The organism is Cytobacillus oceanisediminis 2691, assembly GCF_000294775.2.
Taxonomy (GTDB): Bacteria; Bacillota; Bacilli; order Bacillales; family Cytobacillaceae; genus Cytobacillus; species Cytobacillus pseudoceanisediminis.
Window position 1 is genome coordinate 5299594 of the sequence record NZ_CP015506.1, and the last position, 20275, is coordinate 5319868.

Here is a 20275-nt window from a genome sequence, read left to right on the forward strand (position 1 = left end):
CCAAGCTTATTTATTCATATGTGCAAGAAAGCCGCCAAGAAGAGTATCCAGGTCTTCTTCGCTTTCCTCTTCAGTTTGACCTTCTGCATTTTCTTCCTGTTCCTGTTTAGCTTTATCCCAATCAAAGTCAAGCAAATCATCTTCAATATCGGTCAGTTCAACTTCAGAAAGTTCGTCTTCTTCTAAAGCTGCAGCTGCCGAATCATACTGACTCACTGAATGCCTCGACTCCTCCTGCAGATAAAGAGCTTCATCAATATCAGAAGATCGGCTGTTCAAAGAAGCCAGCAGGGAAGTTGCACGTACGGGATCCGTAATCAGCTGATAAAGGATGCTGCCGAGCAATGCTTCTGAGTGCTCATGCTTTAGCCAGTCGCGCTGGATTTTGCTTAACCCCTTGGGAAGGGGAATGGTAATAGTTTCCCGGTCTTTTGATTGAGAGCTGCTGACTCCCTGCATCACAAACTCTGCAATCTTACTGGAAAAATTCCGTTTTTCGGTTTCCTTGAGCTTTTGCAGATGCTTCAAAATATGATCAGGTGTGTCAGATGGCACCCGAAAGGATACGGATTGTCCTCTCTTAATTTCAGAAGAGGAAGCTTTACTCATGAAAAATCACCCTAGTTGGCTTTAACAGGTTTTTTATCCTGGTCCGCCTTGTCTTTATTCGTTCTTCTTGAAAAATCAGAGATCAGCTTGTAATAAGCATTGGCCATCATCCAGATGCTTTCTTTTTCATCCTCAAAGAAGTCAATGTTATAGCCATCCAGATTGTTATTTAATGTTTTCAGATAATCTTTTAAAACAATAGAGCCGCCGCCGACAAAGTAGCAGATTTCCGTCTGGGAGTTTTTCTGCCAAACGTTGCGGAGTAGGCGATACTGCTTCTTAGCCAGATCAAGCAAAATTCGGTCTGTAATATCATGTACGCTTGTCCGGCTTCCTTTTACCATAATATGATTGCGGTCATTCTTTTTCGTGATGATTTCCACGACATCCCGGCGGCTGTCGAGTTCAACGCCATGTTTCGAACGAATCTCCTCACGGATGGATTCAAGAGCTTCAGATACCCCAAGGTTGAAGCCCTGCGCTTTGTCATCATCAACATTGCGGTTTTTAATGACAGCAATATCCGTTGATAGTCCGCCGATATCCTGAATTAAAATACGCTTATCAATTAAATCCTTATTGATGATATTTAAGTTGTTGTCCATTACAAGGTTGATATAAGCAGCAAAGCCTTCAGGATATACCTTAATTTCATCAAACTTGATATTTACTTTTTGCCCCTGGTACTTCGGTGTCACAAGGAACTCAACCTGATGGACAGAGCCCAGCAATTTGGAACGGTAGCCCGCATCCTTGCCTTCCTTTACTTCACGAAGAGGAAGTCCTGTTCCCAGTGTGTAGTTTGCATCAATCACATTCCCGGACTTTTTAAAGCCTGTGGAACCATCTTTCTGCACAGCATCCAATGCCAAAGCAGAGAATAGCATGACTAATGTCTGATCTTCTTCGGATTTGCTGCTGCCCGGATCTAATTCAGTAGCGTTATCGCTTTTCGTTGCCAGGTGCCCCACACGATAAATCGCATTGTTTTCTTTCAGGGCAGGGGAGTGGACTCTGATATGTATGCCTTCAAGCGGATTTTTGCTGTCAAGTTCTTCTATCCCGATAACCGGGCGGTCCTCAACATCTCTCGCAATCACATTCGGTATATTTAATTCTGAATCCAGTTTTCCAAAGATTGCTTTAATAGAATCGTTTCCTACGTCAACTGCTGCAATTCTTGAATTCGTCAAATCATTCAATCCTTTCATTCTCAAATATAGAGCTATTGTTTTAAGAGTAATTCAGATTGAGAGATTAATCAATGTAAGGAAATAAAAAGTAATCAAAGCGTAAAGACGTAAACAAATTGTAAACTTATACCTACATTGTATACACTTTCCGTATACAAGTAAACAATATTGAACACATCCTTACACACCAACATGTACACGCGTTTGTATACTTGTTTACATTTTTGAATACAACTGTAAACAATATCGCATACTTGTATTCATTTTTGTTTACAACCAAGTTTATTTGGTGTTTTTCCTGAAATTTGATAGTTTAAGAGATAAAATAATATCCTGCTTGTCTCTAACAAAAATGAAATAAAATAGATAATATTAAAAAATTTAGAAAATATATTAAATTTGTCTACTTTCTAGAAAAAAATTCCTATAAAATAGAGGTATAACAACAGGCAAAGGAGTACAGAAAGATGCAAGGCTCCAGAATATTTATGGTTTCGCTTTTTATTGTTTCACTTTTTACAGCTCTGATCTCGGACGGGATCATTGTCGAGAGCTCTTCATATATAAAAGCACTCTTCATATACTTGCTGTTTTCCTGCTTGTATCACCATTTGCGGATTATCAGCAGAAACGGAAATACGTCCATCGATTATGGAATTAATTACAGTCTCTCCATTGGGCTTTTTACAGGGCCATTAGGTTTATTTATATTTGAAGTCATCTATCGATTTAGTGTTTATTTATATAAGAAACAAACAAAAACAGACGATCCGGATGAATTTTTCCATACGTTTTATAACATTGGCTCCTTTGTGATGAGCAACTCTATTGCATTCTATTTATTCAATCTGCTGTATCCCCTCTTTCAGGATGCGGCATTCGGCTTTTGGATAATCATGCTTATTCTGATTACCGTAACATCCATGCTTTCAGACATCTTCCTGGTTACCGTGTTTAAATTGACAGGAGACATAAAAACGAAGCAGGAAGCGATTGATTTTATCAAAACAAGAAGTGTACTGGATATGGGGAAGATTGCCTTTACTAATGGTCTTTTGCTGTTATTTCTTAATGAGGGCAAATGGGAGATGCTCATAAGTCTGTTTATACTTAATTATCTTGTCAGCCGTTCCTTTCTGTCGAAATCACAGATGCTGCAGAATAAAATCGAACGCGATAAATTTGAGCAGATGGCCTATACCGACTTCCTTACTGGTGTTTTTAACCGTGCTTATATGGATAAAAAAATGACGGAACTTAATCAATCGGCGGAACACATCGCGATTGTAGTGGCAGATATCGACAAGTTCAAAAGGATTAATGATAGCTATAACCACGCCGTGGGCGATCAGGCAATCAGGCACTTTGCCGACTCATTGAAGAGCTATCTTTCCAAAGATGATTACTTGTTCAGAAGCGGCGGAGAGGAATTTACCATAATAATGAGATTCAGGTCATATGAAGAATGCTTGAATTTAGCTCAGAAGATACGCAAAGGCATTGAAAACAGCACATTTCATGCCGATTTTAAAGACCAGTCCATTTCTCTATCCTACACAGCATCCTTTGGCCTCTTTTACTATAAAGTGAACAAGCTCCTTTCTATTGAAAAAGCCTATGTTTACGCAGACCAGCTCCTTCTGCAGTCTAAGGACATGGGAAAAAACAGGCTATCCTCCAGGGAAGAATCAATTCATCAGCATAGCCCTAAAGAAGCAGTACTTACAAACGCATAAGGATATTTGCAGCAGCCGCCGGTTTGAGCGGCTTTTTTTTATGGGAATAATACCTCTGTTTTTAGATAAGTTTTAATACTGTTATTATTCTGAAAAAACGTTCTTTTGTTTAAATCTCTGGAAAAATCTATTTATTCCGCCTAAAAAGTCAATAATAACCATCGTTACATAAAATTTTTTTTGACAATTAGGAACTATGAAAGATATTATAGAATAGCTAAAAGGAGGATGAAACATGTCAGATTTTAATAGGCAGAAAATTGTTGAAAGTGTGCCTCAAAAAGGTTTCTTTGGACATCCTAAAGGCTTGTTCACACTTTTCTTCACTGAATTTTGGGAGCGCTTTTCTTATTATGGAATGAGAGCGATCCTTGTATTCTATATGTATTATGAGGTTTCAAAAGGCGGTTTAGGCCTGGATGAGCCGACAGCTTTAGCTATCATGTCCATTTATGGGTCATTGGTGTATATGTCAGGAATCATCGGCGGATGGATAGCCGACAGATTGCTCGGAACCTCCAGAGCTGTATTCTATGGCGGAATTTTAATCATGCTCGGCCATATTGCCCTTTCTATTCCTGGCAGCCTGGCTATGTTCTTTGTTTCCATGGTGCTGATCGTATTAGGTACTGGATTATTGAAGCCAAATGTATCAAGCGTGGTTGGGGATATTTACAGCCCGGAAGATAACCGCCGCGATGCAGGTTTCAGTATTTTCTATATGGGTATCAACCTTGGCGGATTCCTTGCGCCTTTAATTGTCGGAACAGTTGGAATGGATTATAATTTCCACCTAGGTTTCGCCATTGCTGCCGTTGGTATGTTCTTTGGCTTATTAGTGTTTGTTTTTACGAAAAAGAAAAATCTTGGATTAGCAGGAACTTATGTATCTAATCCATTATCAGCAGATGAAAAAGGTAAGGTTTATACAAGAATTGGCCTTGGTGCTGCTGTTGTTGCCATTTTAGTGGCAGTCGGCATCCCAACTGGTCTTTTAACATTTGATTCGTTTATTGCCCTTGTTGGTGTTCTTGGTATTGGGCTTCCGATTATTTACTTTACTGTAATGTACCGCAGCCCGAAAACAACAGAAGTGGAACGCTCACGCATCATTGCTTATATTCCATTATTCATTGCATCTGTTATGTTCTGGGCTATCCAGGAGCAGGGTTCAACGATTCTTGCGAATTATGCGGACAAGCGTACCCAGCTTGACTTTATGGGTCTTGATATTTCACCGGCATGGTTCCAGTCTCTTAACCCATTGTTCATCATTTTCTTTGCGCCAGTATTTGCCTGGCTATGGGTGAAGCTTGGCGACCGCCAGCCTTCAGTGCCGCAGAAGTTCTCCCTGGGTCTATTATTCGCCGGTTTATCTTTCCTTGTGATTCTGCTGCCAGCATACCTTGGGGGAACAGATTCTCTTGTAAGTCCATTATGGCTGGTTCTTAGCTACTTTATTGTTGTTCTTGGTGAGCTTTGCTTATCTCCAGTCGGACTTTCAGCCACAACAAAATTAGCGCCTGCTGCTTTCTCGGCGCAAACGATGAGCCTTTGGTTCCTATCAAATGCGGCCGCACAGGCAATCAATGCACAGATTGTTAAGTTCTATTCACCAGAAACAGAAATGACTTATTTCGGTGTAATTGGTGCAGCTGCGATCGTGCTATCCATTATCCTATTCATGTTGAGTCCTAAGATTCAAGGATATATGAAGGGTGTACGTTAATAGAAAAGCGGAAGCCAGAAGAGTGTATGCTCTTCTGGCTTTTTTTAGTATCTTCTCGGCCGGTAAATTCGTCAGTTTGGCCGGTATTTCTTTCAAATCGGCCGGTAAATGTTCTATTTGGGCCGGTAAACAGCAGTCTTCATTCTTTCCACTCTTCAAGCATCGGCCCCTCATCACCATAGACAGGATCAGTCTGAGGAACAGGGACATTTTTGATTTCTGCCAGTGCTTGTACACGATCTGATGGGTCTTTTTTCTTCATATTCGGGCTTGTTCCGCCAGGATAGGCACCTACGACTTCGAAGTCCGGACTGCTTTCCGCATTCTTATGCCCTGTCCCTGCCGGGAGGAGAATAACATCGCCCTGATGGAGGTCAAGGCGCTCGCCCTGGTCACCGCCGATGAGGACGGTTGCTTGTCCTGCTTTGACACCCAGTACTTCATGAGTATTGCTGTGATAATGATGGTAATCATATACCCCGCCCGTCCAGCTGCCGGTCCATTGATGTCTGTTAAAAGCCGCCTCTATTTCATCAGGCTGCTCCTTAAAAACGGCCTTGTAGATGATAACAGGAAGGTCCGGATTGTTGGGTATTTGTCCATCATCCGCCAGCTGAAATGTTTGGGTTTGGCTATTCAAGTGAACCTCTCCTTTCGTATTGCTTCAATTTCTTTGTTTAAACGTGTCTCCGCCTTTGATGGTTCCGTTTTGGAATCCTTTGTAGAACCATGACTTTCTTTGTTCTGACGTTCCATGGGTAAAGCTTTCCGGCACTACATAGCCCTGCGCCCGTTTTTGAAGGGTGTCGTCCCCTACTGCCGTTGCAGCATTCAGGGCTTCTTCCAGATCGCCTTCCTCTAAATATCCCATTCCCTGTGCATGGTTGGCCCAAACGCCTGAATAATAATCGGCCTGCAATTCAAAACGGACAAGATACTGATTAAACTTTTCTTCACTCATTCTCTGACGAAGCGGCATGATTTCCTCAGTCGTTCCAAGCAGGGTCTGCACATGGTGCCCTACCTCATGGGCTATGACATAGGCCATGGCAAAATCGCCAGGAGCCTGGAACTTTCTTTGCAGTTCTTCGTAAAAGCTTAAATCAATATACAATTTTTGGTCGCCCGGACAATAAAAAGGCCCAACGGAAGAGGACGCTGCCCCGCATGCAGACTGTACGCTGCCTGAATATAAAACAAGGGTCGGCTCCTCATATTGCAATCCCTGTTCTTCGAATATTTCCGTCCAGACTTCCTCTGTATCCGCAAGCACAACAGAGACAAAATCAGCAAGCTCTTTTTCCTGTTCTGATTCTTCATACGGTACAGCTGTGCCAGAGTCTGTTCCGGCCATATTGCCTAAAAGCTCTCCCGGATCACCGCCGAGGAAGGTAAATATCAATAAAATAATAATTCCGCCGAGGCCGCCGCCAATCAGGGTTTTTCCCCCTCCGCCCATGCCTCTTCGGTCTTCTACATTAGAACTCGCTCTTCTGCCTTTCCACTTCATGATTCAGCCTCCTACTGAAACGCCATTTATCATTCATTTCATTAGTGTATACCCGAATTGAAGGGATTTATTAACTTAGCAGAATTAAAAATAGGTGCCTGCTGCAAACAGGCACCTTTACCCTTATTATTTTTCTATCGCGCCAGCCGGATCATAGAGGTCCAGGTCAATATCCACCTCTTGCCCGAGAGCAAGCTTGGCAAGCTGGGCACCCAGAAACGGCCCTGCGGTCAGCCCTGAGGCTCCAAGTCCATTTGATATGTAAAGACCCTTTATGCCCGGAATTTGGCCGATAATGGGCAAGAAACCGGGTGTATAGGGACGGAAGCCCACACGTGCTTCTGTGAACGTTCCATCAGACAATCCAGGGGCTATTGCTAGCGCTTTTTCAAAAATTTCATTTAGGCCGCCAGCTGTCACCCTTAGATCATAGCCTATATTATCTTCATGGGTGGCACCAACGACGATGCGGCCGCCTTCAAAAGCCAGAATGTATTGGTTGTTTGGCGGCATCACAACAGGCCATTTGCCCGTTTCCTCCTCTTCAAGCTGAAGATGGACAATCTGCGCTTTTTGCGGCTTTACATCCAATTGAATACCAAGCGGCTTCAAAAGCTCACCAGCCCACGCGCCAGCTGCTGCGATGACACTATCTGCTTCATATTGCTTTCCGCCGGCTTTTACAGCTGTGACCCTGTCTCCTTGGCACAAAAGTTCAGCAGAGTCATGAACCAATACAGCACCATGTTTTTCTGCTGCCCGCAGCAGGGCGTCCCTTAATTCCCGGCCGTTGACGCGCGCCGCTCCGCTTACATGTACAGAGGCATATTCCTTTGATAAAGGCGGAAACAGCTCCAATGTCTGGTCTGGAGATAATGGTGTAATCTCTCCCACTTCAGGTGCATCACCGCGTCTTGTTGCTGCACGTTCTTCCATTTTTTCAAGCTTTACAGGGTCGGTATGAAGGCTGACGGCTCCTACCTTCTGATAGCCCGTCTTCGTCTCTCCGTCCTTTTCAAGCTCCCGGATTAATGTTTGATAATAGGCCGCTCCCCCTTTGGCCAGCGCGTACCACGCCTTATTCCGCCGCTGCGTCTGTTGCCTGCCCCGGGTCTTTGCGGTCGATAACGGTGACATTTGCACCTGCCTTAGCCAAATGGTAGGCTGCAGAGGCCCCCAGGATTCCTGCACCAATGATGATATGACTTTTCATAATGACTCCTTTTTGCGATCTAGTTTGCCACTTATTTTACAAGAGTTTGGGGCAGTGCACAAAATAATCATGGCAGACGCGTATTCATATTTGCACGGTGATATTGCTGGAAAGCTGCTGGGGCGCGGGGTGACCGATAAAGTGGTATTTTGACCGATATCGGCCGATATATATAAAATCTGACTGATATACCTGGCACAGCGGCCTGATAAGTTAATTTCCCCCTGTATCTGATCCAGCAATTGAAAAATTCCTTTCTGACAGCTATCCAGCAACTATTTCCATATAAAAAAACCGCATGACAGGCATAAAACCCATCATGCAGCTTCATTAAAATGGCTTATTCGGTTCATAGGTCGGCTGCTGGTTTTGTGCCTGATACTGCTGGCTTTTGGCTGCCGCGTCCTGGACATTTTCTTCAAGGGCAAATTCTGTGTCCATTCCTTTTTTGAATTGGTCCGCCTGGTTTTGGGCGGCTACGACCTGCTGCTCTTCTGTTACTTTATTCGGCTGCTTTGGCATTCCTATCTCTCCTTTATTTTAGAAGTATAGCTATAGATTTTCCAAAGCTGCAGGCACTATTCACCTTTTTACAGGTCTACCTTAGTTCCGATGCCTTCAAGAATTGCTTTTTCATAAACGGCTGCAGCCACAGCGAGGTCAAAGTAGGCAATGCCGACTGATTTAAAAAAGGTAATCTCTTCATCGTTTTCTCTGCCTGCGATCACTCCGGCTGATAATTGTCCGAGTTCGCCGTGAAGGTTCGAGAAGCTCCAGATGCCTTCTCTGGCAGGAATAATGAAATCACCTGCTTCCTCTTTGACCCCTTCCAAGGTATCTGCGACGATTTTAGAGCTTCGCAGCAGTGTTTCTGCGTCGACTTCCTGCATATGCGGAAGATAGGAGCCTACCCCGTTAATATGCGTACCCGGCCGGAGGGCCTTGCCTGTGAACACGGGCTTTTCCGAGCGGGTGCTGCAGATAACAATATCCGCCCGGGAAACAGCTTCATCGGCATTTTCCAAGATGATCACCGGACCATTGAATTCATGAAATTTCGCAGAAAATTCTTGTGCCTTTGCAGCCGTCCGGTTGTAGAGTAAGATTTCCTCTATTTCACGGACCTCCAAAACGGCCTGCAGCTGCTCTTCAGCCATTGCCCCGCACCCGATCACAGCCACAGATCTTGCCGATTTTTTTGCCAGATGCTTAGTGGCAATCCCGCTCACGGCCCCGGTCCGGAGCCTTGTCAGGTAAGAGGCATTCATGCATGCGAGATGCTCTCCATTATCTGTATCGCTTAGCAAAATGACTCCTTGTGTCGTTTTTTTGCCGATCGCAGGGTTCTCAGGAAAAATGGTGACCACCTTCACAGCCGTTTTGCCAATTGGCGGCATGGCACTCGGCATATAAAGGGCAGATGCCTGTTTCTCCGGAAAGTCCAGGACGGTTCTATGGGGATTCTGGATTTTCCCTTCCAGATGATGTACCAGGGCATTTTCCAGATCTTTAATGGCTGATTCCATCGTATAGATGGATTTGATTTCTTTTTCAGATAATAAAAGCATGAAATCTACCTTTCTAAGCTTTTTGGTCGGTTTGTCCGAAGCCTGTATGGAATGCATCATCTCCTGGAAGATCAGAATCAAGGTCCTGATTGCTTCGGTCACGGACGGATGAAATCGCAATCAAAGAGATGGCAGCTGCAAGCATGATGTATAACGCTACAGGAACATAGGAATTGTCATACGCATTCAGCAGGGCAGTTGCAACGAGAGGAGCGGTTCCTCCTGCCAGAGCGGCTCCTATTTGATAGCCCAGTGTGATGCCGGTATAGCGGACATTCGACTTAAATATTTCTGAAAACATAGTCCCAAGTACAGCGGTAATTGGAGCCCAGATGATCCCGAGACCCAATATGGTAGCCACAACCAGCAGAAACGCCGAACCCTGATGAAGCAGCCAGAAGTATGGAAAGGCGTAAAGCATCATCAGGACCGTTCCGCCCACATATAGCTTTTTCCGGCCAACTTTGTCAGACAGTTTTCCCATGATCGGGATTAGTATTGTAGTAATTATCGTTGCAATCGTAACGGCATTCAGAGTAACAGTGCGTGAGAATCCAAGCTGTGTTGTCGCATAGGAAACAATAAAGGTTCCGAAAATATAAAATGGCGCTGTCTCCACCACTTTTGCGCCGACTGCAATCAATACTTCCTTCCAATGGCTGCGCATGGTTTCCACAAACGGAATCTTGGCGATTTCGCCTTTCTCCTGGGCCTTTTTAAAGGATGGTGTTTCATCAATCCCTTTGCGGATCCATAAGCCAAAAAAGACAAGCAGGGCACTTAGGATGAACGGGACACGCCATCCCCATGATAAAAAGGCTTCCTCAGGCAATAAAGTCATGATGGATAAGGCAAGCGTTCCAAGGAGCATTCCGATGGTGACACCCATTTGCGGAATGCTTCCAAAAAAGCCGCGCCGATTTTTTGGGGCATACTCAACAGCAAGCAGCAATGCGCCGCCCCATTCTCCTCCAAGGCCAATACCTTGTATTAAGCGTAAAATGATCAGCAGGATCGGTGCTGCCGTGCCAATATTGTCGTAGGTAGGCAAAAAGCCCATGAGGACAGTTGCACCGCCCATAAGGGATAGTGTGAGGACAAGAGTCTTCTTTCTGCCGATTTTATCGCCGATGTGGCTGAAAATTACCCCGCCAAGCGGGCGGATAAAGAAAGCAAGTGCGAAAGAGGCATATGCCAGCATCAAACCGACAGCCGGGTCATCGCTATGAAAAAACATTTGATTAAATACAAGTGCAGCAACCGTCCCGTACAAAAAGTAATCAAACCATTCGATGGAACTTCCGATCAGGCTTGCGATCAGCACTTTCTTTTCTAATTTCTTTTCCATTCCATTTCCCCCTCTCTTGACTGTAAAAATGTACAAGTTCATCATAGTTTATATTATTTTGATATTTCAATATATTTTTAAAATTGGCTGATAAATAGAACTTATTTACCTGCCCAATGCCTAAGGTGAAAGTATGGGAATGTTTTTGTTATAATAAATAGTACTTAGATGGAATTTGACCTTAACTGGAGTGAACACGTTGAATACAAAAAAAGCACTGCCTCTTTTATTCGCAGTTATGTTTCTTGTTATGGTGGGGTTTGGAATCATCATACCTGTCATCCCCTTTTATGCGGAAGAATTAGGGGCCTCCCCCACTGAACTGGGCCTATTAATGGCCGTTTATTCGTTGATGCAGCTGCTGTTTGCGCCTATGTGGGGGCGCGTTTCCGATAAAATCGGACGCAAACCGGTCATATTGATCGGTATTTTTGGCCTTGGCCTGTCTTTTTTCATGATGGCCTTATCCACTGAACTTTGGATGCTGTTTGCTGCCAGAGTTATCGGCGGCTTCCTGTCATCTGCCAATATGCCGACTGTCATGGCCTATGTAGCGGATATTACATCTGAAGAAGACCGCGGAAAAGGGATGGGAATCATTGGAGCTGCGGTTGGCTTAGGGTTTATTTTTGGTCCGGCAATCGGGGGCATCTTTTCCCGGGAAAGTTTGAACATTCCTTTCTACGCGGCAGGAACATCTTCATTTATTACATTTTTCCTTGTCATGCTTGTGCTGAAGGAATCCCTTTCACCAGAGCAGCGCAGCCAGGGAGCTGCTAAGCGTCCAGGACTTTTAACAGCTTTAAGCGGAAACACTGGAATTCTGTTTATCCTTCAGCTGTTTGTTTCGTTGTCACTGGCAGGCCTGGAAGCAACTTTCGCGTATTTTGCGGCTGACAAAGCTGGCCTTGGGACCGTAGAGCTTGGCTATATCTTTATGATCATGGGGTTTGGAGGCGCCCTTGTACAGGGCGGTTTAGTAGGAAGAATGACGAAAAAGTACGGAGAAGGAGCTGTGATTCAACTGGGGATCATCATCTCCGCCATTGGCTTTGGACTTATTCTCCTGGTTGACAGTTTTACCACAGCAGCGATATTCTTAACAGTTTTCGGAATCGGAAACGGGTTTATCCGCCCGAGCGTATCTTCCCTGCTGACAAAGACATCTCAAACTGGACACGGCAGTACGACCGGCCTGCTTTCATCATTTGACTCCCTGGGACGTATTATCGGGCCCCCGCTTGGCGGCTGGCTTTTTACCATGAGCATCGGTGCCCCGTACATCTCGGGAATCCTGCTTTCCGGATTGGCATTCGTGTTGTACCGTGTTTATTCTGCCAAGGTAAACAGAACCCAATCCATTACATCTTAAAATAGGGAAAGGAGGCCGCTTATGCCTCCTTTTTCTATTTCTGCAATATAGCCTGAATCACATGCCCCGTACCTGTATGGCCTTTTCCTTCGACTCTCTCCTGTTCGCCATAAAAGAAATGAAGGACTTTATAGCTCTTAATCCATTGGAGAAGATCTGCGGGATCATACACCATATCAACACTTTTCGGCCCGCCTGTTCCATAGAGGAGCTGATCCTCCGAATAGACTTCAAGCATGACGATTCCACCCGGCTTTACAACAGAAACAAGCTTATTGAAAACAGTCTTTTGATCTTTTTTCAGAAAGTGGCCGAAAACCATAATCGAAGCATCATACTCCCCTGATGGTACAGAATCATGAATGAGATCCTTCTGCCCTGTTTCTACTCTGACATGATGGCGTTCAGCCAGCTGCTGTGTTTTTATTAGCCCGCTTTGTGTATAGTCCCATGCGGTTACCTCATGCCCCTTTCTTGCAAGGAACACAGCATTTCGGCCCTCACCCTCGGCCAAAGCAGCAACTCGTTTGTGTCCCTCAAGCCGCCACGCATGCTCTCTGATAAATTCATTGGGCTCTTCACCATATAAATATCCTTCTGCGGAGAACTTTTCTTCCCATAGATTTGCCAATAGAACCACTCCTTCCTGATAAGGTATTCTAGAAGTGGTTATGGAAATCCTATTGTATAATGGAAAAAATGCCGGCTTAGGAGGATGATGACGATGAAAGAGCTGACAGCGATGGAAGAGGTGCATCAGTTTATTCAGAGCGCCGAGCTTGGTCTTATTTATGTGCTGACTGACAGCTGAAGCGTCTGTCATGGCCTGCTTCCTCAGGTTGAGGAAGTGTTGAAGGATTATCCCCGTATAGAATCCCGGTCTGTGAATGCAGGAAAGGTCCCTGAGATAGCCGGGTTCCTCATGGCTTTTACAGTGCCTGTGATTGCCTTATATCTGGATGGAAGAGAAGTTCTGAGAGAGGCGCGATTCATACCGGTCGAGAAGCTTCGAGATGATTTGAAGAGGATCTATGAGGGTGTTTTTGATGTATAAAACAAGGACTGACGGTGCTTTTCCGCCGGTCCTTGTTGACTATTCCAGCTGATGGTTATTAAAAATCAGCATTACATAAGCACAAGGATGCGATTATTAAAATTAATAGATTTGCAGTATTATTATCTTCCCCTATTAAATAACCCCAAATTTTATTGTCATAAATACCTACAGACACTCCCAATCAACCATCAATTTATCAAAATCTAATTCTTTTAGCCCAGAATTAACACTTAAATTGCCTTTTAATTTCCCCAATTAACAGAATGTTCTTTCTTCCTTATACTTTTCAATAGAACCTTATGAACTATGAATCAAGTTGTAAGAGGTTGTTGTTTGATTATTTAAAGCAGTTTAATAGGGGTGCTTTCCCAGCTGCTTTAAGGGTGAACCACTATACTTTTGAAGAGGAGAATGGGCACGAATGGGAGATTTCAGGTTTAAAAAGCATTTAACAGCTGCCATGGCTGCTGCTATGCTGGCTGTTCCGCCTCTGCAGGCTGCGGCTGATGATTCAGGGAAAGGCATTCTAAAAGGCGCAGATGGCAAAGCGGCAATAACTGATCTGCAAGGGATGAATGCAAAAGCCAGTAAAGGCAAGCATGACATCACCCTTATCACGGGTGATGTCGTAACCGTAACCGAATTTGAAGATGGAAAGAATATCATTCATGTTGAACCAGCGGATCCCTCCGCAAGTGGAGCACGTATTTTGACAGCCAACAAAGAAACGTATGTCATTCCTGATCAGGCTATGCCATATCTGGCTTCCGGATTTTTGGACCAGGATTTGTTCAATATTACGGCTTTAATTAAAGACGGCTATGATGATGAGAATCAAAAGGAATTGCCGGTCATCATTCAATATTCCGAATCCAAAGGCCGTTCAGCTGTTGCTCATCCAATCCCAAAAGGCTCAAAGAAAACCCATGTACTTGAAAGCATAGATAGTGTAGCAGTCACAGCTGATAAGAAAGAAACAAAGGGATTCTGGAAAGAAATTACTAAAGCAAACAAAACCCCCAAGAAATCTAAAGCCGCACTGGCTCCAGGGATTGAAAAAATCTGGCTGGATGGCCGTGTCGAAGCTTCTCTTGAACAAAGTGTCCCTCAGATTGGAGCCCCTTCAGCTTGGGAATCCGGCTATGATGGAACAGGCGTAAAGGTGGCTGTTCTTGATACCGGAATTGATCCAGAGCATCCGGACATTGCAGGCCAATTGGATGAGGCAGTGAGCTTCGTTCCAGGAGAAGAAGTAACCGATATGCATGCACATGGGACACACGTGGCTTCCACAGTGCTTGGGACCGGGGAAGCCTCCGAAGGACGGAATCAGGGTGTGGCTCCAGGCTCACGTCTTCTTGTAGGAAAAGTCCTGAGTAATGAAGGCTTTGGCCAGGATTCATGGATTATTGATGGAATGGAATGGGCTGCTGAAAATGCCAAAATCGTTAATATGAGCCTGGGCAGTTCTGAACCAAGCGATGGAACGGATCCAATGGCTCAATCTGTAAACAATCTTAGTAAAGAAACAGGTTCCCTGTTTGTTATTGCTGCCGGGAACACTGGCAGTGAAGGAATCGGATCACCAGGAGCTGCTGACGATGCTCTTACTGTTGGCGCCGTAGACAAGTCCGACAATCTTGCCTGGTTCTCGTCTAAAGGGCCTAGCTTTGGAAGCTTAGGATTAAAGCCTGATCTCACTGCTCCTGGAGTAGGAATCATGGCTGCACGTTCTCAATATACGAACCAGGGAAGCGGCTCTTACATGAGCATGGATGGCACCTCTATGGCAACACCTCATGTTGCTGGAGCTGCAGCCCTTCTCTCCCAGCGCCACCCTGAATGGACCGGAGAACAGCTTAAAGAAGCTCTGATGAGCACCACAAGGAAGCTGGAGGACATTAGCCCTTTTGAAGGCGGAACTGGCCGTCTTGATGCTGAAGCTGCAGTGCTTGGTAATATAAGGGCCACTGGTTCCCTCGACTTTGGCTTCTATGACTGGCCTCATGAGAATGATGTTCCTGCTGAGAAGACCATTACGTATACAAACGATAGCGGCCAGGATGTGACATTGGATCTGTCAATATCGATGAAAGATAGCCATGACACCGATGCTCCTGCCGGAATGGTAAAGCTTTCATCAGAAAAAGTGACTGTTCCAGCTAATGGAATTGCCGAGGTCACCGTTACACTGGACCCGAATAATGGTGATTTTGGCTCCCGTTATCAGGGTCATATCAGTGCTTCAGCAGAAGGCCAAAAGATTGTCCATACGTCTTTAGGCATGATTAAAGAAGATGAAAGGTATCCCCTTACCATAAAGGCAGTTGATCGGGATGGGGAAGCTGCCTCCGCATACTTCTACCTGTTGGGACCAACTGGCGATCCTCAGTTCATGTCTGTGGAAGGCACGAAGGAGCTGCGGCTGCCGAAAGGAACGTATTCCGTTATGTCCATGATGGACGTTGATGCTGATACAGATCATGCAGGTGTTGCACTTGTCGGCGACCCGGAAATTAACCTGGATGGACCTCAGACAGTTATGCTGGATGCGCGCAAGGCCAACGAGATTACTGTTGATGTTCCAAAAGAGACAGAAGCCAATTATCGGAAAATGGAATATTACCGCAGCATAAATGGAAACGACGTGAATGACATTTACATTTTGCCAGTATTGGTGGATAAAATGTACGCTGCACCTACAGAGAAAGTTAACGTTGGTGAATTCACACAGGCTACGCGCTGGCGCCTGGCGGAACCTATGCTGACAATCGGTTACAAAGGAAAGGAATTGGATGATATCCCGCAGGCAGGCAGCACTCTCCTGAATGGGAAGTATAATTTGAAGGCTGTCTATGCCGGAAATGGATCTCCAGAGGATTATGAAAATCTGGATGTAAAAGGAAAAGCCGCAATTGTGCAGCGCAGTGATGAATTAACAGGATCAGAACGTGCTGCAGCAGCGTTAGCAGCAGGAGCAAAACTATTGATTACCGTTAATGATGGACCTCAGGAGCTTAGTGAATGGGTAGGAATAGAAAATGAAGATTTTTCACTTTCCAACAGCCCTCTACCGGTTGCTGGCATCAGCAGCACTGAAGGCAAAGAGCTGATCGCAGCTGCCAAGTCTGGAAAATTGACTTTAAAAGTCGAGGGTACACCTGACTCGGATTACTTATATGACCTGGTGGACATGCATCATCAGGCAGTGCCTAAAGAGGTAAACTATTCTCCGAAATCGAAGGACCTTGTTAAAATCAACTCTGAATATAAATCAGACCGTCCTGCTCCGGGTGCTGAGTTCAGGTACGATATTCTGGCGCACAGCTTTGCCGGAGTAGGCTTCCTGCAGACCCTGTCACTTCCGTCTGTCAGAACAGAGTGGGTATCGGCACAAAGAGGCACATCATGGTACCACCAGGCTGGTGTTCTCGATGCCCAGTGGGAAGTAAGACAGCCAAAAGTGGATTACAAACCGGGTCAAACGTTGAATGAAGAATGGTTTTCACCAGTCGTCCGTCCTCGTTTTGGTGATGGTTTCTGGGCTCCATACCGTTCAGGCAATAATTTGATATTAAATGTTCCTGCCTGGGCTGACTCAGGACCTGGACATACGGGAGCTGACATGAATTACCCTGGCGATCAGACATTAAAGCTATATCAAGGGGATAACCTGGTTAAAGAAGGAAAGGGCCAGGCACTCTACTTATTTAATGAATTTCCGGAAGAAAAAACCCAGTACAAACTCGTAAGTGATGCTGCCCGTGATGCAGAGCGCTGGAACACATCAGTCCGTACACATACGGAGTGGACATTCTGGTCACAGAAGCAAGGAGAATTCCAGGCTGCTCTTCCGCTGATTTCTATTGATTATAAAGTGGACACTGACATGTCAGGCAACTCCACGGCCGGTAAAAAGATTAAGCTTGATTTATCAGCTGTTCAAATAACCGATGCTCCGGAAAACGGCCAAATAAAAGGAGCAGCCCTGGAGGTGTCTTTTGATGAAGGAAAGACATGGGAAGCTGCAAAGTTAGTTTCTAAGGGCAATGGCTGGTCCGCCGAAATCAAGCATCCAAATAAGAAGGGAACCTCTGTCTCCCTGCGTGCCAGTGCATGGGATGATGCAGGCAATCGTGTAAATCAGGAAATCATCAAGGCTTATGGATTAAAATAATGAAAAAATGATGAACCTCTTGTTAAGCAGCGGATTGCGTACAGAGCAGATGTGAACCAGGCAGCCAATGCCTGGTTCACTTTTTTAATAGATTAGTTAACCGCCTAACTCCGCAACCCTCCAGGGCAGCTTTTGGAGGATTCGGCGACCTTTATAGCTCGCCTTACGCTTTTCTAATTGCTATGCCCTATAATGGCTTGTCAGTTCAGACAATGACCTTGCCAGAGAGTTGAGTTTCATCCCAATTTTATCCGTTTTCTCCATTTGTCCTGTTTGAATGACGCTGGCAGCAAGCATCTCTTCTGCACTTGCCAATGTTTCCTGTGAAACAGAGGAGAACTGTTCAGCTCCCTGTTCAAGCTGCGGAAGCGTTTTTTCCAGGCCTTTCAGCTCCGTTTGCATGGTTTGGAGCTTTCCGCTTACATTCGAAATCTCTTTCATCAGCTCGTCCAATGATATTTTGGATTGGCCTGCCATTTCAAGATTGCCTTTTATCTCCGTATGGAGCTGGTCAAATTCCTCTGAAGCTCTGAGTGTTATATTCTCCATATTTCTTATTCCCCGAGTGATATCTTCTGCGGCACCTGCAGATTGCTCAGCCAGTTTCCGGACTTCTCCTGCGACCACGGCAAAGCCTTTCCCTGCCTCTCCTGCCCGGGCAGCCTCAATGGAAGCATTTAAGGATAACAGCCTTGTTTGTTCAGCAATTCCCTTTACCATTCCGACAAGATTTGTAATCGCTAAGGAATGGTCTTTGACCTCTTTTATTGTCAGGGTCAATTTTCCAAATTCTGAACCAAAGGAATGAATGGCAGCGATCAGATCACTGATGCTGTTCCCGCCGCGCCTGGCAGAGTCATTCATCACCTCCGAGCTGCGGTTTACACTTTGCATATGTAAAAACATGTCTTCGAACTTATCTTTCATTTCTTTAAAACTGGACGCACTATTTTCAGAACTGGCTGCGGTTTGCTCTGCCCCCATTTTCACGAGGTGAATGGCTGATACCAGCTGCTGTCCGCTTTCAAGAGCGCTGAAGGATGATCCTTTCAGCTCATTGCCCGTACTCTCAAGCTCCTTCGTTGTGCCGGTCAGCTCCCGCAGCAGGCTCCTCATTTGTTCAATCATGCTGTTATAACTTTTCTGCAGAGAAACCATTTCGGGAATTTCTGTATGAATCTCAAGCGTGTTTTGCAGGTTTCCTTCCCGAACCTCCCGCATGGTGTTTCTTAATAAGTTCAAAGGCTTCGTTATTTTTCTTACAAAAAGACTAATAATGGCTGAAGCAGCCGATAAACTGATCACAATCGCTGCAATCATAAAATACCCGATCGCATGCACATCAGACATATACGCTTTTACCGGGATGAGGACTACATAGACGCCGCTAATTTCCTTCATCTCCTGAAAGGCCGCTGTATAATCTGTCCCGTTCATCTCAATGTGTATGACTCCATTTTTCATTGTGCTGATCTCATTGATCGTACCCCTTGAAAAAGCGGCATCTGACTTGCTGCTGACCTTAAAAGGCGTAATCTTGTTATCTGAAAGATAGAAAAAATCAGAGTCAATCCCATCTGCCTGCAGCTTTTTCTGCTGAGAACGGACACTGGCCTCGAGCTGCTGCTTAAAGTACGAATCATCACTGACATACACAAACTTTAAGTTTTCCGCTATGTATCCCATTAATTCCGCTTCTCTTGCCAATCTATCCTCAATTGTTTTGATTGCCATGTCCTTTGTTTTAAGATAGGAACTAACTCCCACTGCCGCTATCGACAGCAGCAGCAGGGTAAAGAACAGTGCCAATAATCTTGTTCCCAGGTTCAGCTTATGGCTGAAGGCTGCCGCAAAGTTATTCAGCCGTTTCTTCATTTATCCAAAACCCCCAAATTATCATACTAATGACCTATAAAAGAAATTATACAGAGCGAATGTAAATTGGATGTAAAGATTGGATGAAAAGTAATGTTTTGTAAATTTACAAAGGAACGTAAAGTAGGCTGTTTTAATATATTGGTTAAATCCGAGGCTTTATTTTATAAGAACGGGGGAAGAACATGACCAATTTTCACTATTTCACCGGGACCATTACGCAGATCTCCGATTTTAACGGAGACGGCTGCCATAAAATCATTTCCGTTGATAATGGAATGGGGGGAACTGCCAATTTCATTGTATCCTCCTCCACTTACGTTTTAGATCAATCCATGCTTTCAGCAGGTGACATCATTACCGGGTATTATGACGGCAATGCTCCTATTCCGCTGATATATCCTCCTCAATACCGTGCGCTAGTGGTCGTAAAACATACTTCTCACCAAAATGTGAAAACTGACTATTTTAATAGCCAGCTAGTCAGCAGTGATGGCCAGCTGCAATTAAATGTTTCTCCGTACACCCAGATGGTGCTGACAAGTGGGCAGGCCTTTACCGGCAGTCCCGCAAACAGAGACCTAGTTGTAATCTATGGTCCGTCTACCAAAAGCATCCCTGCCCAGACTACACCTTATAAGATCATTGTTTTGTGTTTATCCTCTACATGAACAGGAGTGCCCGGGATGGGCACTCCTTTTTTCAGGCTAACACTTACTCATCATCCACTTCGCCGTCACCAATTTCATCCTCTTCTTCCACATCTTCAACCTGTTCGTCTTCCTCAGGCTTTTCATCGTTTCCGCAGCCCGTTAACGTTACGAATGATAGAGATAGAAAAAGCATCAATAAGAGTTTTTTCATTTTTATAACCTCCTTTCGCTTAGT

Annotated in this window: 16 protein-coding genes and 1 pseudogene; 6 read left to right on the forward strand and 11 right to left on the reverse strand. The window is 44.8% G+C overall.

Annotated features, from left to right (window positions below):
* Positions 1-6 precede the first annotated feature (6 nt).
* Together A361_RS26450 and A361_RS26455 are read right to left on the reverse strand one after the other, a co-directional pair.
* Positions 7-609 carry a hypothetical protein gene (locus A361_RS26450; protein ID WP_019380539.1) on the reverse strand — a complete coding sequence of 201 codons (603 nt, stop codon included), beginning with the start codon at positions 607-609 and terminating at the stop codon, positions 7-9.
* Positions 610-620: 11 nt separating this feature from the next.
* Positions 621-1802, reverse strand: coding sequence for a ParM/StbA family protein (locus A361_RS26455; protein WP_019380538.1), 1182 nt, complete (start codon positions 1800-1802; stop codon positions 621-623).
* A 467-nt stretch (positions 1803-2269) separates the two neighbouring features.
* On the opposite strand from A361_RS26455, the gene A361_RS26460 reads away from it, so the two are divergent.
* Together A361_RS26460 and A361_RS26465 are read left to right on the forward strand one after the other, a co-directional pair.
* Positions 2270-3538, forward strand: coding sequence for a GGDEF domain-containing protein (locus A361_RS26460; protein WP_019380537.1), 1269 nt, complete (start codon positions 2270-2272; stop codon positions 3536-3538).
* 235 nt (positions 3539-3773) lie between these two features.
* Positions 3774-5267 (forward strand): peptide MFS transporter, encoded by a 1494-nt coding sequence (locus A361_RS26465; protein ID WP_019380536.1) that lies wholly within the window; start codon positions 3774-3776, stop codon positions 5265-5267.
* Positions 5268-5406: 139 nt separating this feature from the next.
* On the opposite strand, the gene A361_RS26470 is transcribed toward A361_RS26465, so the two are convergent.
* From A361_RS26470 to A361_RS26495, 6 genes and pseudogenes are all read right to left on the reverse strand, one after another.
* Positions 5407-5907 carry a cupin domain-containing protein gene (locus tag A361_RS26470; RefSeq protein ID WP_019380535.1) on the reverse strand — a complete coding sequence of 167 codons (501 nt, stop codon included), beginning with the start codon at positions 5905-5907 and terminating at the stop codon, positions 5407-5409.
* Between the two features lie 24 nt (positions 5908-5931).
* Positions 5932-6777 carry a neutral zinc metallopeptidase gene (locus A361_RS26475; RefSeq protein WP_019380534.1) on the reverse strand — a complete coding sequence of 282 codons (846 nt, stop codon included), beginning with the start codon at positions 6775-6777 and terminating at the stop codon, positions 5932-5934.
* Between the two features lie 126 nt (positions 6778-6903).
* Positions 6904-7990 (reverse strand): annotated as a pseudogene (locus A361_RS26480) (NAD(P)/FAD-dependent oxidoreductase).
* Between the two features lie 330 nt (positions 7991-8320).
* On the reverse strand, positions 8321-8512 hold the full coding sequence (locus tag A361_RS26485; protein ID WP_009332376.1) for a hypothetical protein: 192 nt from the start codon (positions 8510-8512) through the stop codon (positions 8321-8323).
* Between the two features lie 68 nt (positions 8513-8580).
* Positions 8581-9558: an ornithine cyclodeaminase family protein gene (locus A361_RS26490; protein ID WP_026041609.1), complete on the reverse strand. Its 978-nt coding sequence runs from the start codon at positions 9556-9558 to the stop codon at positions 8581-8583.
* A gap of 13 nt (positions 9559-9571) precedes the next feature.
* On the reverse strand, positions 9572-10906 hold the full coding sequence (locus A361_RS26495; RefSeq protein ID WP_009332378.1) for an MFS transporter: 1335 nt from the start codon (positions 10904-10906) through the stop codon (positions 9572-9574).
* Positions 10907-11105: 199 nt separating this feature from the next.
* Between A361_RS26495 and A361_RS26500 the strand changes: the two genes are divergently transcribed.
* A complete protein-coding gene (locus A361_RS26500; protein ID WP_019380532.1) occupies positions 11106-12278 on the forward strand; it encodes a tetracycline resistance MFS efflux pump in 1173 nt (390 codons plus the stop codon).
* 34 nt (positions 12279-12312) lie between these two features.
* Here the strand turns inward: A361_RS26500 and A361_RS26505 are convergent, their stop codons facing one another.
* On the reverse strand, positions 12313-12909 hold the full coding sequence (locus tag A361_RS26505; RefSeq protein WP_019380531.1) for a class I SAM-dependent methyltransferase: 597 nt from the start codon (positions 12907-12909) through the stop codon (positions 12313-12315).
* A gap of 252 nt (positions 12910-13161) precedes the next feature.
* On the opposite strand from A361_RS26505, the gene A361_RS26510 reads away from it, so the two are divergent.
* Positions 13162-13332 carry a thioredoxin gene (locus A361_RS26510; protein ID WP_162272023.1) on the forward strand — a complete coding sequence of 57 codons (171 nt, stop codon included), beginning with the start codon at positions 13162-13164 and terminating at the stop codon, positions 13330-13332.
* Positions 13333-13756: 424 nt separating this feature from the next.
* Entirely contained in the window at positions 13757-17512 is a 3756-nt protein-coding gene (locus A361_RS26515) for a S8 family serine peptidase (RefSeq protein WP_019380529.1), read from the forward strand.
* Between the two features lie 180 nt (positions 17513-17692).
* Here A361_RS26515 and A361_RS26520 read toward each other — a convergent pair whose 3' ends face one another.
* Entirely contained in the window at positions 17693-19387 is a 1695-nt protein-coding gene (locus A361_RS26520; protein WP_019380528.1) for a methyl-accepting chemotaxis protein, read from the reverse strand.
* Between the two features lie 185 nt (positions 19388-19572).
* Here A361_RS26520 and A361_RS26525 point away from each other — a divergent pair, with 185 nt between their 5' ends.
* Positions 19573-20058 carry a hypothetical protein gene (locus tag A361_RS26525; protein ID WP_019380527.1) on the forward strand — a complete coding sequence of 162 codons (486 nt, stop codon included), beginning with the start codon at positions 19573-19575 and terminating at the stop codon, positions 20056-20058.
* Between the two features lie 43 nt (positions 20059-20101).
* Here A361_RS26525 and A361_RS30655 read toward each other — a convergent pair whose 3' ends face one another.
* Entirely contained in the window at positions 20102-20251 is a 150-nt protein-coding gene (locus A361_RS30655; RefSeq protein ID WP_019380526.1) for a hypothetical protein, read from the reverse strand.
* Positions 20252-20275: the final 24 nt, after the last annotated feature.

Coding starts and splice junctions, on each gene's coding strand:
- A361_RS26450 (WP_019380539.1), bottom strand. CDS start 609: ATGAGTAAAGCTTCCTCTTCTGAAATTAAGAGAGGACAATCCGTATCC.
- A361_RS26460 (WP_019380537.1), top strand. CDS start 2,270: ATGCAAGGCTCCAGAATATTTATGGTTTCGCTTTTTATTGTTTCACTT.
- A361_RS26465 (WP_019380536.1), top strand. CDS start 3,774: ATGTCAGATTTTAATAGGCAGAAAATTGTTGAAAGTGTGCCTCAAAAA.
- A361_RS26475 (WP_019380534.1), bottom strand. CDS start 6,777: ATGAAGTGGAAAGGCAGAAGAGCGAGTTCTAATGTAGAAGACCGAAGA.
- A361_RS26485 (WP_009332376.1), bottom strand. CDS start 8,512: ATGCCAAAGCAGCCGAATAAAGTAACAGAAGAGCAGCAGGTCGTAGCC.
- A361_RS26490 (WP_026041609.1), bottom strand. CDS start 9,558: ATGCTTTTATTATCTGAAAAAGAAATCAAATCCATCTATACGATGGAA.
- A361_RS26495 (WP_009332378.1), bottom strand. CDS start 10,906: ATGGAAAAGAAATTAGAAAAGAAAGTGCTGATCGCAAGCCTGATCGGA.
- A361_RS26515 (WP_019380529.1), top strand. CDS start 13,757: ATGGGAGATTTCAGGTTTAAAAAGCATTTAACAGCTGCCATGGCTGCT.
- A361_RS26520 (WP_019380528.1), bottom strand. CDS start 19,387: ATGAAGAAACGGCTGAATAACTTTGCGGCAGCCTTCAGCCATAAGCTG.
- A361_RS26525 (WP_019380527.1), top strand. CDS start 19,573: ATGACCAATTTTCACTATTTCACCGGGACCATTACGCAGATCTCCGAT.
- A361_RS30655 (WP_019380526.1), bottom strand. CDS start 20,251: ATGAAAAAACTCTTATTGATGCTTTTTCTATCTCTATCATTCGTAACG.